This is a genomic window from Citrobacter sp. C348 (assembly GCF_047467975.1).
Lineage (GTDB): Bacteria > Pseudomonadota > Gammaproteobacteria > Enterobacterales > Enterobacteriaceae > Citrobacter > Citrobacter gillenii.
In genome coordinates, this window is record NZ_JASJUJ010000003.1 from 146445 (window position 1) to 162166 (window position 15722).

The 15722-nt window shown below is 56.3% G+C and carries 15 protein-coding genes; 9 read left to right on the plus strand and 6 right to left on the minus strand.

Annotated elements, in window-relative coordinates:
* Positions 1–7 precede the first annotated feature (7 nt).
* From QNN86_RS07285 to QNN86_RS07300, 4 genes are all read left to right on the plus strand, one after another.
* Complete coding sequence (locus tag QNN86_RS07285; RefSeq protein ID WP_414210855.1) at positions 8–1177, plus strand: ABC transporter substrate-binding protein; 1170 nt, start codon at positions 8–10, stop codon at positions 1175–1177.
* Positions 1150–2685 carry a thiamine ABC transporter permease gene (locus QNN86_RS07290; protein ID WP_414210856.1) on the plus strand — a complete coding sequence of 512 codons (1536 nt, stop codon included), beginning with the start codon at positions 1150–1152 and terminating at the stop codon, positions 2683–2685. Before QNN86_RS07285 ends, QNN86_RS07290 begins: the two co-directional genes overlap by 28 nt.
* Complete coding sequence (locus tag QNN86_RS07295; protein WP_181517251.1) at positions 2685–3317, plus strand: ATP-binding cassette domain-containing protein; 633 nt, start codon at positions 2685–2687, stop codon at positions 3315–3317. The genes QNN86_RS07290 and QNN86_RS07295 overlap by 1 nt, the downstream gene beginning before the upstream one ends.
* A gap of 88 nt (positions 3318–3405) precedes the next feature.
* Positions 3406–4713, plus strand: coding sequence for a sulfurtransferase (locus QNN86_RS07300; protein WP_137399332.1), 1308 nt, complete (start codon positions 3406–3408; stop codon positions 4711–4713).
* 7 nt (positions 4714–4720) lie between these two features.
* On the opposite strand, the gene QNN86_RS07305 is transcribed toward QNN86_RS07300, so the two are convergent.
* Together QNN86_RS07305 and QNN86_RS07310 are read right to left on the minus strand one after the other, a co-directional pair.
* On the minus strand, positions 4721–5344 hold the full coding sequence (locus tag QNN86_RS07305; protein ID WP_414210857.1) for a CDP-alcohol phosphatidyltransferase family protein: 624 nt from the start codon (positions 5342–5344) through the stop codon (positions 4721–4723).
* Positions 5337–5906, minus strand: coding sequence for a carboxymuconolactone decarboxylase family protein (locus tag QNN86_RS07310; protein ID WP_414210858.1), 570 nt, complete (start codon positions 5904–5906; stop codon positions 5337–5339). Before QNN86_RS07310 ends, QNN86_RS07305 begins: the two co-directional genes overlap by 8 nt.
* Before the next feature lie 79 nt (positions 5907–5985).
* Between QNN86_RS07310 and QNN86_RS07315 the strand changes: the two genes are divergently transcribed.
* The gene (locus QNN86_RS07315) at positions 5986–6393 is read left to right on the plus strand and encodes a pyrimidine (deoxy)nucleoside triphosphate diphosphatase (RefSeq protein ID WP_414210974.1); all 408 of its coding nucleotides are present in this window, start codon (positions 5986–5988) and stop codon (positions 6391–6393) included.
* On the opposite strand, the gene QNN86_RS07320 is transcribed toward QNN86_RS07315, so the two are convergent.
* Positions 6359–6634 carry a YnjH family protein gene (locus QNN86_RS07320; RefSeq protein ID WP_137399333.1) on the minus strand — a complete coding sequence of 92 codons (276 nt, stop codon included), beginning with the start codon at positions 6632–6634 and terminating at the stop codon, positions 6359–6361. The genes QNN86_RS07315 and QNN86_RS07320 overlap by 35 nt on opposite strands.
* A gap of 237 nt (positions 6635–6871) precedes the next feature.
* Here QNN86_RS07320 and gdhA point away from each other — a divergent pair, with 237 nt between their 5' ends.
* Positions 6872–8215 carry an NADP-specific glutamate dehydrogenase gene (gene gdhA, locus QNN86_RS07325; protein ID WP_414210859.1) on the plus strand — a complete coding sequence of 448 codons (1344 nt, stop codon included), beginning with the start codon at positions 6872–6874 and terminating at the stop codon, positions 8213–8215.
* Positions 8216–8303: 88 nt separating this feature from the next.
* On the opposite strand, the gene topB is transcribed toward gdhA, so the two are convergent.
* From topB to QNN86_RS07340, 3 genes are all read right to left on the minus strand, one after another.
* Positions 8304–10244, minus strand: coding sequence for a DNA topoisomerase III (gene topB / locus QNN86_RS07330; RefSeq protein ID WP_414210975.1), 1941 nt, complete (start codon positions 10242–10244; stop codon positions 8304–8306).
* 4 nt (positions 10245–10248) lie between these two features.
* Positions 10249–11292 (minus strand): selenide, water dikinase SelD, encoded by a 1044-nt coding sequence (gene selD, locus QNN86_RS07335; RefSeq protein ID WP_115258691.1) that lies wholly within the window; start codon positions 11290–11292, stop codon positions 10249–10251.
* A gap of 116 nt (positions 11293–11408) precedes the next feature.
* A complete protein-coding gene (locus QNN86_RS07340) occupies positions 11409–11960 on the minus strand; it encodes an NAD(P)H nitroreductase (RefSeq protein ID WP_096757296.1) in 552 nt (183 codons plus the stop codon).
* Positions 11961–12134: 174 nt separating this feature from the next.
* Between QNN86_RS07340 and sppA the strand changes: the two genes are divergently transcribed.
* Genes sppA through pncA form a run of 3 tightly spaced genes read left to right on the plus strand, consistent with a single transcriptional unit; the run spans position 12135 to position 15716 of the window.
* Entirely contained in the window at positions 12135–13991 is a 1857-nt protein-coding gene (sppA, locus tag QNN86_RS07345) for a signal peptide peptidase SppA (RefSeq protein ID WP_135912159.1), read from the plus strand.
* Between the two features lie 56 nt (positions 13992–14047).
* Positions 14048–15064, plus strand: coding sequence for an asparaginase (gene ansA / locus QNN86_RS07350; RefSeq protein WP_096757298.1), 1017 nt, complete (start codon positions 14048–14050; stop codon positions 15062–15064).
* A gap of 13 nt (positions 15065–15077) precedes the next feature.
* Complete coding sequence (pncA, locus tag QNN86_RS07355; protein ID WP_279276944.1) at positions 15078–15716, plus strand: bifunctional nicotinamidase/pyrazinamidase; 639 nt, start codon at positions 15078–15080, stop codon at positions 15714–15716.
* Positions 15717–15722 lie beyond the last annotated feature (6 nt).

A 15722-nucleotide genomic window follows, 5' to 3' on the forward strand; every position in this document is an offset into this window, starting at 1 on the left:
AGAGTGTATGCGTTATTGCTTATTGTGCCTGAGTTTGCTGTTTTCTCCGCTGGCGACCTTCGCGCAGGATAACAGCTGGCAGCAGATCAAAAACGACGCCCGTGGCCAGACGGTGTGGTTCAACGCCTGGGGAGGCGATAACGCAGTGAACCAATATCTCGACTGGGTAAGCGGCGAGATGAAAACACATTACGCCATTAACCTGAAAATCGTGCGTCTGGCCGATGCTGCCGACGCGGTGAAGCGTATTCAAACAGAGGCCGCTTCCGGGCGTAAAACCGGCGGCTCTGTCGATTTACTGTGGGTGAATGGTGAAAACTTCCGTACGCTGAAAGAGGCAAACCTGCTGCAAACGCAGTGGGCGCAGACGCTGCCCAACTGGCGCTACGTTGATACCCTGCAGCCTGTCAGCGAAGACTTCTCCATCCCTACAGAGGGAGCCGAGTCACCGTGGGGCGGCGCGCAGCTTACTTTTATCGCTAACCGAGATGTTACCGAACAGCCACCACAAACCCCGCAGGCGCTACTGGCGTTTGCCAAAGCGCATCCTGGTACAGTGACCTACCCACGCCCCCCGGATTTTACCGGGACTGCATTTCTTGAGCAGTTGCTGATGGCGCTTACTACCCAACCACAAGCGTTGAAAATGGCGCCCGATACCGCGACGTTCGCTGATGTTACGGCCCCACTGTGGCAGTATCTGGATGCACTACACCCGTTTTTATGGCGTGAAGGTAAAGACTTCCCTCCTACGCCCGCACGAATGGATGCGCTGTTGAACACTGGCGTACTGCGCTTATCGCTGACCTTTAACCCCGCACACGCCCAACAGAAAGCGGCCAGCGGTGAGTTACCCAAAAACAGCTACAGCTTTGGCTTTGCGCAAGGCATGATTGGCAACGTGCATTTCGTCACCATTCCGGCGAACGCCAGTTCCCCCGCCGGGGCGAAAGTCGTCGCCAACTTCCTGCTCTCTCCGGAGGCGCAACTGCGTAAAGCCGATCCCGCCTACTGGGGCGACCCTTCGGTTCTCGACCCGCAAAAATTACCTGCGGCACAACGTGAAGCTCTGCAGGCACGGATCCCTAAAGGATTACCCACCGTGCTTCCTGAACCCCATGCGGCCTGGGTAAACGTACTGGAACAAGAATGGCTACGCCGTTACGGTACGCATTAATCCTGCTGATATGGGGCGTCATGGCGGTGATTTATTTGCCGCTGGTACCTGCCGCCATCGCACTTTTCACACCAGCGCTCTCCATCACTCATTGGCTGGCGCTGTTTGCCGATCCCCAGTTGCCGCAGGCGCTGATGGCGACGCTGGTTTCCGTGACGCTGGCGACCCTCGGTGCGTTGGTCATTGCCCTGTTGGCGATCCTCGCCATGTGGCCCGGCGCGGGCTGGGCGCGGCTGTGCACCCGGCTGCCGTGGCTGTTGGCGATTCCGCACGTCGCGTTTGCCACCAGCGTCCTGTTGTTGTTTGCCGAAGGCGGTCTGCTGTACCGGGTGTTGCCTTTTCTTACCCCGCAGGCTGACCGCTACGGGATCGGTCTGGGCTTGACGCTAGCCGTCAAAGAGAGCGCTTTTTTGTTATGGGTACTCTCGGCCCTGCTCAGTGAAAAGCAGCTTGCCCGGCAGGTGACCGTGCTGGATTCGCTGGGATATAGCCGCCTGCAATGCCTCAACTGGTTGGTCTTACCCGCCATCGCACCGGCACTGGGGAAAGTGATGCTGGCGGCCACTGCATGGTCATTGTCGGCGGTGGATGTGGCGATCGTGCTGGGTCCGGGCAATCCGCCAACGCTTGCGGTGTTGAGCTGGCAATGGCTCACTCAGGGCGATGCCGACCAACAGATAAAAGGCTCGCTCGCCAGCCTGCTGCTGGTACTGCTGCTGTGTGTGTATGCGCTGGTTGGTTATCTGCTCTGGCGCAGCTGGCGGCGTACCCTGCCGGGGATTAGCGGGAAGCGTCAGCGTTTTTCATCCTATCCACTGGGGCGCTCACTGGCGCAACTGGTGCCCGTAAGCGGCGTACTCTGCCTGCTGGTTCTGGCCCTGGTTGCACAGTATTCATTCATCGATAGCCAGACGTTATTCACCAGCCTGCAAGTGGGAATGATTGCCAGCGCACTGGCATTAATCACGCTGTTGCTATGGCTGGAATGGGGACCACAGCGCGGACATCGTTGGGTCTGGCTGCCGATTATCCTGCCTGCACTCCCGCTGGTCACCGGACAATATACGCTGGCGCTACACTCACAGCTGGATGGTCAATTGTTGACGGTTGTCTGGGGACATTTGCTGTGGGTCACACCGTGGATGCTGTTTATCCTCAAACCGGCGTGGCAGCGAATTGATCCGCGGTTAATGTTGATTGCGCAGACGCTGGGCTGGTCGCGGGAGCGCATCTTCTGGCAGGTGAAATGTCCGCTGCTGCTGCGTCCGGCGCTGATTGCTTTCGCGGTGGGATTTTCCGTCAGTATCGCCCAGTATATGCCGACCCTGTGGTTAGGGGCCGGACGCTTTCCCACGCTGACCACCGAGGCCGTTGCATTGAGCAGCGGCGGCAGCGCGGCACGGCTTGCGTCACAGGCGCTCTGGCAACTGCTGCTGCCGCTGTTGGTTTTCGCACTGTCAGCATTACTCCCCGCATGGGTTGGCCGCTGTCGACAAGGACTCCGCTAATGCTAATTGTGAAAAATGTTTCGCTACATCTGGGACCTTGCGTTCTGCTCAACGAGGCCAATTTCGAGGTCAACAAAGGTGACATTGTCACTATTATGGGTCCCTCCGGCAGCGGCAAATCATCGCTGTTCTCGTGGATGATTGGCGCACTTTCTCCAACGTTTCAGGCGAGTGGCGAGCTGTGGCTTAACGACCGGCGCATCGACTCGTTGCCCACGGCGCAGCGCCAGATTGGCATTTTGTTCCAGGATGCCCTGCTGTTCGACCATTTCAGCGTGGGGCAAAATTTGCTGCTGGCACTCCCCGCAAGTCTGAAAGGATCGGCCAGACGAGATAAGGTCGAGCGCGCCCTTGAGCGTGCCGGGCTGGCGGGCTTTTATCATCGCGATCCGGCGTCACTCTCCGGCGGGCAACGATCGCGTATCGCCCTGCTGCGCGCGCTGTTGGCACAACCACAGGCGCTGCTGCTGGATGAACCCTTCAGCCGACTGGACACCTCGCTTCGCGACGCGTTTCGCCAGTGGGTCTTTGCCGAAGTGCGCAAGCTGGGTATTCCCGTGGTGCAGGTTACCCATGACGCGCAGGACGTTCCACCCGCGGGCCGCGTTTTGCAGATGGCAAACTGGGCGTGAATGTGGCGATATGCTGCGTTAACGCAATGATTTTATCGGGCTGGCGGCACAGAATGTCGTCTTCTTTTTTTCAACGTCGGGCTATTCGATGAAACGTGTTTCTCAAATGACCGCGCTGGCACTGGCTTTAGGGCTCGCTTGCGCTTCTTCCTGGGCTGCTGAAACAGCACAGACGCTCACCCTCCACCAGTTACAGCAGCAACAAGGCGCGGCAATCGATACCCGTCAAAGTGCGTTTTATAACGGCTGGCCGCAATCGCTTAATGGCCCTTCCGGCCATGAACCTGCCGCCCTGAACCTGTCTGCCGCCTGGCTCGACAACATGAACGACGAGCAACTCACCGCCTGGGTTAAGCAACATCAGTTAAAAACCGATGCACCGGTAGCGCTGTATGGCAGCGAAAGCGACATGCAGGCCGTTAAAGCGCGTCTGCAGAAAGTGGGCTTTAGCCAGCTTTCCACGCTCAGCGATGCACTGCAGGATCCCGCGCGCCTGCAGCGCCTACCGCACTTCGAACAGCTGGTCTATCCGCAGTGGCTACACGACCTGCAACAAGGTAAAGCCGTCACCGCCAAACCGGCCGGTGACTGGAAAGTCATTGAAGCGGCCTGGGGGGCACCGAAGCTCTATCTGCTCAGTCATATTCCGGGTGCCGGATACATTGATACCAACGAAGTCGAAAGCGAACCGCTGTGGAACAAAGTCTCCGACGCGCAGCTCAAAGCGATGCTGGCTAAACACGGTATTCGTCATGACACGACGGTGATTTTGTATGGCCGTGATGTCTATGCGGCGGCGCGTGTCGCACAGATCATGCTGTACGCGGGCGTGAAAGATGTTCGCCTGCTCGACGGCGGCTGGCAGACGTGGTCCGACGCAGGATTACCGGTCGAACGCGGCACGGCACCGACGGTTAAACCGGAGCCTGATTTTGGCGCGACGATCCCTGCACAGCCGCAGCTGATGCTGGATATGGAACAGGCGCGTGGCCTGCTGCATCGTCAGGATGCGTCGCTGGTCAGCATTCGTTCGTGGCCGGAATTTGTCGGCACCACCAGCGGTTACAGCTACATTAAACCAAAAGGTGAAATTGCGGGGGCTCGTTGGGGTCATGCGGGCAGCGACTCCACGCATATGGAAGATTTCCATAACCCGGACGGCACCATGCGCAGCGCAGACGATATCGCCGCGATGTGGAAACAGTGGAACATCCTGCCGGATCAGCAGGTTTCCTTCTACTGCGGTACCGGCTGGCGTGCCTCGGAGACGTTTATGTACGCCCGTGCGATGGGCTGGAAAAACGTCTCGGTGTACGACGGTGGCTGGTTCGAGTGGAGCAGCAATCCGAAGAACCCGGTAGCCAGCGGCGAGCGCGGCCCGGACACCAGCAAGTAATCGCTGATTATTCCTGACGCTGGACCGATTTCAGCGTCAGGTATCCGCTCCAGATCCGCGTTAACGTTGTCAGCCAGCACAGCGCGCCAAATACCCACGCCAGCACGGCAAAATAATCAGGGAACAGACAACCCAGCACGAACAGCAATATCGTCTCGGTGCCTTCGGTCAACCCACCTAAATAATAAAACGATTTATGCGCATAACCGGGGTTATCAATCTGATGCTTCGCCGCCAGCGCGGCAAAGGCCAGGAAACTGCTGCCAGTGCCGATAAACGCAAACAATAGCCAGCTGCCCGCCAGCGTATTCTGCTCGGGTGCCGCCAGAATAAAACCAAACGGCACCAGCGCGTAAAACAGAAAATCGAGTGAAATATCGAGGAATCCGCCGGCATCGGTCAGTCCCCTGCGCCGCGCCAGCGCGCCGTCCAACCCATCAAACAGACGATTAAGCACAATGGCGACCAGCGCCGCCGAATACCAGCCTAATGCCAGAAACGGCAAGGCCAGCACGCCAATAGCGAAACCGAAGAGCGTCAGACCGTCCGCCGAAATACCGGGCTTATCAATCATGCGAGCGCACTGATGTAACAGCGGTTTTAACCGCGGATGAAGATGGCGGTCAAGCATGTGGCCGTCCTTTGAAACTGTCGCACAATCCCTGCGAAGGAATATCCAGCGCGGCGTTAAAGCGTGCCGAGAGATTTTGAAAGGCAATCAGCGCGGTCATTTCGGTAATCGTGTCATCGGTAAAATGCTGCTGCATTTGCGTCTTCAGCGCATCATCAAGGCGCGGCGGCGTGGCAGTCATCGCATCCGCATAGGCCAGCGCCACACGCTCTTCTGAGCTAAACAGTGCAGACGATTGCCAGTTCGCCACCTGTAACACTTTATCCAGCGCCCCGCTGCGTTCGGCCAGCCGTAAGCTGTTGGCATCCACGCAGAACGCGCAATGACACACCTGCGACACCCGCGTCATCAACAGCGCGCGCATCACCGGGGTTAATCGCGCCCGTTTACGCTCCAGAAATCCGACAAACAGCGCGACCAGCCAAAACAGAAACGGCATACGCCCCCACCAGCGCGTGGGATGCAGCACGTCGCCGTAATGTTTTTTCTGCGTCGCGACAAGCGGTTTCAAACTGGAAGGGATACGCGTCAACGGTTTTACCCACGCCTGAGGATCGTTCAACGGTGACTCCTGAATACTTTAGATAAAACAAAGATAGAGATAGTATGTCACTTTCTGCTGTTAGATCTTGATGAATATGATGAAAACCCTCGACGTGGTCGCCGCTATCCTTGAACGTGATGGCAAAATATTACTCGCTCAGCGCCCGGCGCATGCGGATCAGCCGGGTATGTGGGAGTTTGCCGGCGGTAAGGTAGAGCCCAGCGAGAGCCAGCCGCAGGCGCTGAGGCGTGAACTGCACGAAGAACTCGGCATTGAGGCGGTTGTTGGGCAGTACGTTGCCAGCCATCAACGCGAAGTATCAGGCCGGATTATCCATCTGCATGCATGGCATGTGCCAGATTATCAGGGCGAACTGCACGCGCATGAGCATCAGCAACTAGTGTGGTGCCTACCTGAAGAGGCGCTGACGTATCCGCTGGCGCCTGCCGACATCCCGCTCTTACAGGCATTTATTCTTTTACGCGACGCCAGACCAGCGGATTAGTGCCGATCGTTTTCTCATCGCGCTGGCATTGCAACAGCACGCCATCAGCCTTGATCACCGCGCCTTCCGAATAGTTTTGATCCTGATAAACGCAGCACTGATTACAGGGCTGCGCCCGCTGACCGCTGGAACTGAACACTTCTGGCGGCACATTAACCTGCACATCTGGGCGATAAAGCTGATTTGCCAGTGCCGTGCTGGAGAGCATAACCAGCGCACCTGCCATGATAAAACGGCGCATACTCTTTCCTTTTAAACTGACCTCTATGCTCAGTATAACGGTATAAACCGGCAGAAACTTTAGTCCCTTCCCGCATCGTTTTTAGTTATGACCTACGCCGCAATATTAATTTCCTTAGCGGGGTTAATTTTTTCTTGCGTCCCGTCACACTGCTGATGTTATAGTCAAAAACTGCACAACACATAACATAAACATCAAAAATATAACCATATCAATACATAAGAGGTTCTTATATCTATGGATCAGACATGTTCTTTGGCGTCATTTCTCAACCATGTGCAAAAGCGCGACCCGAATCAAACCGAGTTCGCGCAGGCCGTTCGTGAGGTCATGACGACGCTGTGGCCGTTCCTCGAACAAAACCCGCGCTATCGTCAAATGTCATTGCTGGAACGTCTGGTTGAACCTGAGCGCGTGATCCAGTTCCGCGTGGTCTGGCTGGACGATCGTAATCAGGTACAGGTTAACCGCGCATGGCGTGTACAGTTTAGCTCGGCGATTGGTCCTTACAAAGGCGGCATGCGTTTCCATCCGTCGGTCAACCTGTCGATCCTGAAATTCCTTGGCTTCGAACAGACCTTTAAAAACGCCCTCACCACGCTGCCGATGGGCGGAGGTAAAGGCGGGAGCGATTTCGATCCAAAAGGCAAAAGCGAAGGCGAAGTGATGCGCTTTTGCCAGTCCCTGATGACCGAACTGTTCCGCCACTTAGGGCCAGACACTGACGTCCCGGCGGGTGATATCGGCGTAGGCGGTCGTGAAGTCGGCTTTATGGCCGGGATGATGAAAAAACTGTCCAACAACAGCGCCTGCGTCTTTACCGGTAAAGGTCTGTCGTTTGGCGGCAGCCTAATCCGTCCGGAAGCGACCGGCTACGGCCTGGTGTACTTCACCGAAGCAATGCTTAAGCGCCATGGTCTGGGCTTTGAAGGCATGCGTGTCGCCGTTTCCGGCTCCGGTAACGTGGCGCAATTCGCCATTGAGAAAGCCATGGAGTTTGGTGCCCGTGTGGTGACCGCCTCCGACTCCAGCGGTACCGTGGTTGACGAGAGTGGCTTCACGAAAGAGAAACTGGCGCGTCTGTGTGCCATTAAAGACAGTCGCGACGGTCGTGTGGCGGATTACGCCCGTGAGTTCGGTCTGACCTATCTGGAAGGTAAGCAACCGTGGTCAGTGCCGGTCGATATCGCCCTGCCGTGCGCCACGCAGAACGAACTGGATGTGGACGCCGCGCAGACGCTGATTGCCAACGGCGTCAAGGCCGTGGCGGAAGGCGCAAACATGCCGACCACCATCGAAGCCACCGATCTGTTCCTCGAAGCGGGCGTACTGTTTGCGCCGGGTAAAGCCGCCAACGCCGGTGGCGTGGCGACATCAGGCCTGGAAATGGCGCAGAACGCCGCGCGTCTGGGTTGGAAAGCGGAGAAAGTAGATGCGCGTTTGCACCACATCATGCTGGATATTCACCATGCCTGCGTTGAGTACGGTGGCGAGAGCAAACAGACCAACTATGTCCGCGGCGCCAACATCGCGGGCTTCGTGAAAGTTGCCGACGCGATGCTGGGCCAGGGTGTGATTTAATTCAGAACTGTTGTTTCCGTAGGCCTGATAAGCGTCGCGCCATCAGGCATTGCCGGATGCGGCACACGTGCCTTATCCGGCCTACAAATTACACGCCTGCCTCTTCCGATGGCGGGCTTTTTTTCGCCGGACGTTTTCGCGGCGCGCTCTTTTTTTTCTCTGCGCCAGCCGGCGCGGTTATCCCGCGGAATCGGCGTACTGGCGTACGTTTAGCCTGGTCAATCAGCTGATACAACGTGTCCACCAGCGGCTGCATAAAGTCCTGATAGCGGCACTGTTTTTCACTGATTTGCGTCAGGACAGATTCCCAGTGCGCGGTCATATCCGGACGCGTCGCCATTTCGGGCAAAGAATGAAACAGCGCTTTTCCGGGATCCGTCGAGTGGATATAGCGGCCCTTTTTTACCAGGAACCCGCGCTTGAACAGCAGTTCGATAATCCCCGCTCGCGTGGCTTCCGTTCCCAGCCCATCGGTGGCACGCAGGATCTTTTTCAGGTCTTTATCCTGCACAAATCGCGCAATCCCGGTCATCGCCGACAGCAGCGTCGCATCGGTAAAATGGCGCGGCGGCTGGGTCTGGCGTTCTACCACCTCACCCTTTTCACATAATAGCTCATCATCCTTCGCCACCACCGGCAACGGTGTGCCGTCGTTCTCTTCGTCGCGCTCTTTGTTACCCAGCAGCGTGCGCCACCCGGCTTCCGCCAGGAAACGGGCTTTAGCAACAAACTTGCCTTTCGCAATATCCAGCTCAATGACGCACTTGCGGAATACCGCGTCCGGGCAGAACTGCATCAGATACTGACGCGCAATCAGGTTGTACACCTTGGCTTCATTGTCATTCAAATTGATGGATGAACTGCGCGCAGTGGGAATAATCGCGTGGTGCGCATCAACCTTTTTATCGTCCCAGCAGCGATTACGCGTATCGGGATTAACCGCAGGCTGCGGAAATAAATCCGGAGCGTGCACGCTAATCGCATTCATCACCGCATGGCGACCGGCAAAATGTTCTTCCGGCAGATAGCGGCTATCAGAACGCGGATAGGTAATCAGCTTGTGGGTTTCATACAGCTTCTGGCAGATATCGAGCACGTTTTGCGCGCTCAGTCCGAAGCGTTTAGCGGCTTCAATCTGCAACGCCGACAATGAGAACGGCAGCGGTGCGGATTCTGATTCCCGTTTATCGTTATAGCTGGTGACTATCGCTGGCTGACCGTTGATGCGTTTCACCACATGCTCCGCCAGCGTACGGTTCAGTAAGCGCCCTTCTTCATCCTGATAAGGTTCACACGCCTCGCTCGGCTGCCAGATAGCGGTAAACCGCTCGTCGGCAGGTGTGACGATATGCGCTTTGACCTCAAAGAAATCTTTGGCGACGAAGTTTTCAATCTCTTCATCACGGCGTACCACCAGACCAAGCACCGGCGTCTGCACACGCCCCACTGAAAGCACACCCTGATAACCCGCGTTGCGCCCAAGAATGGTGTAGGCGCGCGTCATATTGATGCCGTACAGCCAGTCGGCACGCGCTCGCGCCAGCGCCGAAACGCACAGCGGAATAAACTCACTGTTGGCGCGCAGACGCGAAATTGCCCGCTCCACCGCCTGTGGGTTAAGGTCGTTAATCAGACACCGTTGTACCTGATGACGCTTTTCCGGCGCCAGTTGCAGGTAATCCAGCACTTCATCGACCAGCAGCTGTCCTTCACGATCGGGGTCTCCCGCGTGAATGACTTCACTGGCCTCATGCAGAAAGCGCTTGATGACGTTGAGCTGTTTGGTGACGGAGGGACGCGGCTGCAGTTGCCACTTTTCCGGTACAATCGGCAAGTCGACCAGACTCCAGCGTGCATAGCGACTGTCATAGGCATCTGGCTGCGCCTGTTCAAGCAGGTGACCGATACACCAGGTCACCACTTGCCCATTTCCGCATTCAATAAAGCCATCACCTTTGCGATGTGGCTTAGGGAGCACATCGGCAATCGCGCGCGCCAGACTCGGTTTTTCGGCAATAAACAACCGCATCGAATTAACGGATCTCAACCATGGCACGACCGCCACGAGCTTCAACCAGCTCACCAATCGCGGTGAGATCAATGCCAAACTGCGCGGCAACCGCTTTCACTTCAGCCTCAGATTCCGGTGTTACCGCCAGCAGCAGGCCGCCGGAGGTTTGCGGATCGCACAGCAGGTCTCGTACCGCCTGCGGCATCTCACCCATCAGATGCCCGTAGCTGGCAAAGTTACGCTGCGTGCCGCCCGGCACTGCGCCTTGCGCGATGTACTCTTCAACACCAGGCAGTTTTGGAATATCCTGGTAAACGATTTGCGCCTGAACGCCCGCGCCCTGACACATTTCGCTCAGGTGTCCCAGCAGGCCAAAACCAGTCACGTCGGTCATGGCTTTCACGCCTTCAATGTCCGCAAACGCTGCGCCCGCAATATTCATGCGGCACATAACTTCCGTCGCCAGCCCAACATGCTCAGGCTTAAGCAGCGATTTTTTCTCGGCGGTGGTCAACACGCCAATGCCTAGCGGCTTGGTGAGGAACAGCTTGCATCCCGCTTCTGCGGTGCTGTTTTTCTTCACGCGCTCGGTCGGGACCACGCCCGTCACGGCAAGACCAAAAATCGGCTCCGGGGCATCAATAGAGTGACCGCCCGCCAGCGCAATGCCGGCCTGGCGACAGGCGAAACGCCCGCCTTCGGTCACTTCACGGGCGACTTCCGGTGCCAGCTTATCGAGCGGCCAGCCCAGAATCGCGATAGCCATAATCGGTTTGCCACCCATCGCGAAGATATCGCTGATGGCGTTGGTCGCAGCGATGCGGCCAAAATCAAACGGATTATCGACAATCGGCATAAAAAAATCGGTGGTGCTAATAACGCTGGTGCCATTGCCCAGATCGTACACGGCGGCGTCATCGCGGGTTTCATTCCCCACGAGTAAATTCGGATCAACAAATTTCGCCTGCTCGCTGTGCAGGATGGTTTCCAGCACTTTGGGGGAAATTTTACAACCGCAACCGGCTCCGTGGCTGTATTGCGTTAAACGAATAGCGTGCTCGCTCATGGACATCTCCTGTCATTGCAATCGGGCTATGGTAGCGCTCATTCCATGATGTGGTAAGAGTGACTGTCTGAATTCGGGTGTCTTTGCTCATAATCCAGACAGTTTAGCCGCTGAAATCAGAAATACTGGACGAATGCGCTCGGATCGGCAGGGTTAATCGTGGTGGATGCTTTAAGCTGTGGCGTGCCCAGATAGAGGAAGCCGACAATTTTATCCTGCGCACGACAGTCAAATGCCTCGCGCACCACTGCACTTTCGGTTAATGCACCGCTGCGCCAGATCCCGCCAAAGCCTTGCGCAATCGCCGCCATTTGCATGGCCATTACCGCACAACCCGCTGACATTTCCTGTTCCCACAGTGGAACCTTGTCACTTTCTTCACATTTCGCCACCACCGCAATAATCAGCGGGGCACGAAACGGCGCAGTACGCGCTTTTTCGACAGCCTTTTCGTCGCCCTCTGCGGCAATAGCCCCTTTTTCGAGCACGGCGCTAAAACGCTCACGCCCTGCACCTTCAATCACAAAGAAACGCCACGGCTGCAGCGATTTGTGATCCGGGGCGCGCATCCCCGCCCGCAGGATATTTTGCAGTTGCTCACCCACGGGAGCGGGTTCAACAAGACGAGAGGCGCTACGGCGGGTAAGAAGTAATTCGAGTGCATCCATTTGCTTAACTCCAACAATGAAATTTGTTCACAAAATTAACACGTGAGCGGATTTTGTTACAGCGCCGGCGGTGATTCCTGCTGACAAGTGCCTGCCGGGTCATTACGATAGCCACATCTTAACGCCTTCTCCGGTAAAACGGGGGGGCGTGTTGTTCATCGGTAGGGAGAATACATGCAAACCCTGTGGCGTTTTATTGCCGGAATTTTTAAATGGACGTGGCGAATACTGAATTTCGTCCGCGAATGTGTACTGAACCTGTTCTTTATCTTTTTGGTCCTGGTGGGCGTGGGGATCTGGATGCAGGTCAGCAGTAGCACCTCCAGCGAACACGCGGAGCGTGGCGCACTGCTGCTCGATATCTCCGGCGTTATTGTCGATAAGCCCTCGAGCACCAGCCGCTTAAGCGTCATCGGACGTCAGCTGTTTGGCGCCAGTTCCGATCGCCTGCAAGAAAACTCACTGTTCGATATCGTTAACACCATTCGCCAGGCAAAAGACGATCGCAACATCACCGGCATCGTGATGGATTTAAAAAACTTTGCCGGGGCCGATCAGCCGTCCATGCAGTATATCGGCAAAGCACTGCGCGAATTCCGCGACAGTGGAAAACCGGTATTTGCCGTGGGCGATAACTTCAGCCAGGGACAGTATTACCTCGCAAGCTTTGCCAATAAAATTTGGCTCTCCCCGCAGGGTTCGGTTGACCTGCACGGCTTTGCGACCAACGGTCTGTATTACAAGTCTCTGCTGGATAAACTAAAAGTCTCCACCCACGTTTTCCGCGTCGGTACCTATAAGTCCGCCGTCGAGCCGTTTATTCGCGACGATATGTCCCCGGCCGCACGTGAAGCCGACAGTCGCTGGATTGGCGAGCTGTGGCAGAACTATCTCGATACCGTTGCTGCTAACCGCCAGATCCCGGCGCAGCAAGTGTTCCCGGGCGCACAGGCGATGCTTGACGGCCTGACGAAAGTGGGTGGCGACACCGCGAAGTACGCCCTCGACAATAAACTGGTCGATGCTCTCGCCTCCAGCGCTGAAGTGGAAAAACTGCTGACTAAACAGTTTGGCTGGAGCAAAACAGAGAAGAACTACAGTGCCGTCAGCTATTACGATTACACGCTAAAAACCCCGGCGGATACCGGTGACAGCATTGGCGTAGTCTTCGCCAATGGCGCGATCATGGACGGAGAAGAAACACCGGGCAACGTCGGCGGCGACACCACTGCGGCACAAATCCGTGAAGCGCGTCTCGATCCGAAGGTAAAAGCCATTGTCCTGCGCGTTAACAGTCCAGGCGGCAGCGTCAGCGCCTCGGAAGTGATCCGCGCTGAGCTGGCTGCAGCAAAAGCGGCGGGTAAACCGGTGGTGGTTTCCATGGGCGGCATGGCGGCATCCGGCGGTTACTGGATCTCAACCCCGGCAAACTACATTGTGGCGAACCCCAGCACCCTGACCGGCTCCATCGGCATCTTTGGCGTGATCAACACCGTTGAAAACAGCCTCGATTCCATTGGTGTACATACCGACGGCGTGGCGACCTCGCCGCTGGCCGATATTTCCGTCACCAAAGCGTTACCGCCGGAAGTGCAGCAGATGATGCAACTGAGCATCGAGAACGGCTATAAGCGCTTCATCACGCTGGTCGCGGATGCACGTAAGACAACGCCAGAGCAGATTGATAAAATCGCCCAGGGCCACGTCTGGACCGGTCAGGATGCAAAAGCGAATGGTCTGGTCGACAGTCTCGGCGATTTCGACGACGCTGTAGCAAAAGCGGCAGAACTGGCGAAACTGAAACAATGGCACATTGAGTATTATCAGGACGAGCCCACGTTCGTTGATATGGTCATGGACAGCATGTCTGGTTCCGTTCGCGCTATGCTACCAGAAGCCATTCAGGCCATGCTCCCGGCACCACTGGCCTCTGCGGCAAGCGTGGTAAAAACCGAAAGTGATAAGCTGGCCGCGTTTAACGACCCGCAGAACCGTTATGCGTTCTGCCTGACCTGCGCCAACGTCCGCTAACTCTTGACCCCTCTTCGGGATGAAGAGGGGTTTTTCTTTGAGACAGAAGAAAAGTCATGCAGAAGAAATCGATTTACGTTGCCTATACCGGCGGTACCATCGGTATGCAGCGCTCAGAACAAGGTTACATTCCGGTTTCCGGCCATCTTCAGCGTCAACTGGCATTGATGCCTGAATTCCACCGCCCTGAGATGCCAGACTTCACCATTCACGAATATGTCCCGCTGATGGATTCCTCCGATATGACGCCAGAAGACTGGCAGCATATTGCGGAAGATATTAAAGCTCACTACGACGAATACGACGGTTTTGTGATCCTGCATGGCACCGACACCATGGCGTTCACCGCCTCGGCGCTGTCGTTTATGCTGGAGAATCTGGGCAAGCCAGTTATTGTGACAGGGTCACAAATCCCGCTGGCTGAGCTACGTTCAGACGGACAAATCAATTTGCTGAATGCGTTGTACGTTGCGGCCAATTATCCGATCAATGAAGTCACTCTGTTCTTCAATAACCGACTGTATCGTGGTAACCGCACCACCAAAGCGCACGCCGACGGTTTTGACGCCTTCGCTTCACCTAACCTTGCACCTTTACTGGAAGCCGGGATCCACATCCGTCGTTTGGGCACCCCGCCCGCGCCGCACGGTGCGGGCGAGCTGATTGTGCACCCTATCACCCCGCAGCCGATTGGCGTGGTGACGATTTATCCTGGAATTTCCGCAGACGTGGTGCGTAACTTCTTGCGCCAGCCAGTCAAAGCGTTAATTCTGCGTTCTTACGGCGTGGGCAATGCCCCGCAGAATAAAGAGTTCCTGAAGGAGCTTGAGGATGCCAGCTCACGCGGTATTGTGGTCATTAACCTCACGCAGTGCATGTCCGGCAAGGTCAACATGGGCGGTTATGCGACGGGGAATGCGCTGGCACATGCGGGCGTGATTGGCGGTGCGGATATGACCGTTGAAGCAACACTGACCAAGCTGCATTATTTGCTGAGCCAGGGTCTGGACACGCAGGCCATCCGTGACGCGATGACGCAAAACCTGCGCGGTGAACTGACGCCGGATGATTGAAGGAGGAGTGACGATGGCACGAGCATTACTGCTGGTTGATTTACAAAACGATTTTTGTGCCGGAGGCGCACTTGCCGTTCCAGAAGGTGATAGCACCGTGGATGTCGCCAATCGCCTGATTGACTGGTGTTCGCTGCGCGGTGAGAAGGTTGTTTCCAGTCTGGACTGGCATCCGGCTAATCACGGCAGCTTTGCCAGCCAGCATCAGGTCGCCCCTTACACGCAGGGACAACTGGACGGCCTGGCGCAGACGTTCTGGCCGGATCACTGTGTACAGAACTCGCAGGGAGCGGCCCTGCACCCTCTGCTGAATCAGCACGGCATTGATAAGACGTTCTATAAGGGCGAAAACCCGCAGGTTGACAGCTACAGCGCATTTTTTGATAACGGTCGCCGTCAGGCAACGGAACTGAATGCGTGGCTTGTGCAACAGCGTATTACCGACCTCATCATCATGGGGCTGGCAACCGACTACTGCGTGAAGTTTACCGTCCTCGATGCGCTGGAACTGGGCTATACGGTGAATGTCATTATCGACGGTTGTCGAGGGGTGAATATTCAGCCTCAGGACAGCACGCAGGCGTTTATGGAAATGGCCGCTGCGGGTGCAACGCTGTATACGCTGGCAGACTGGGAAGAAACGCAAAGATAGAACGTA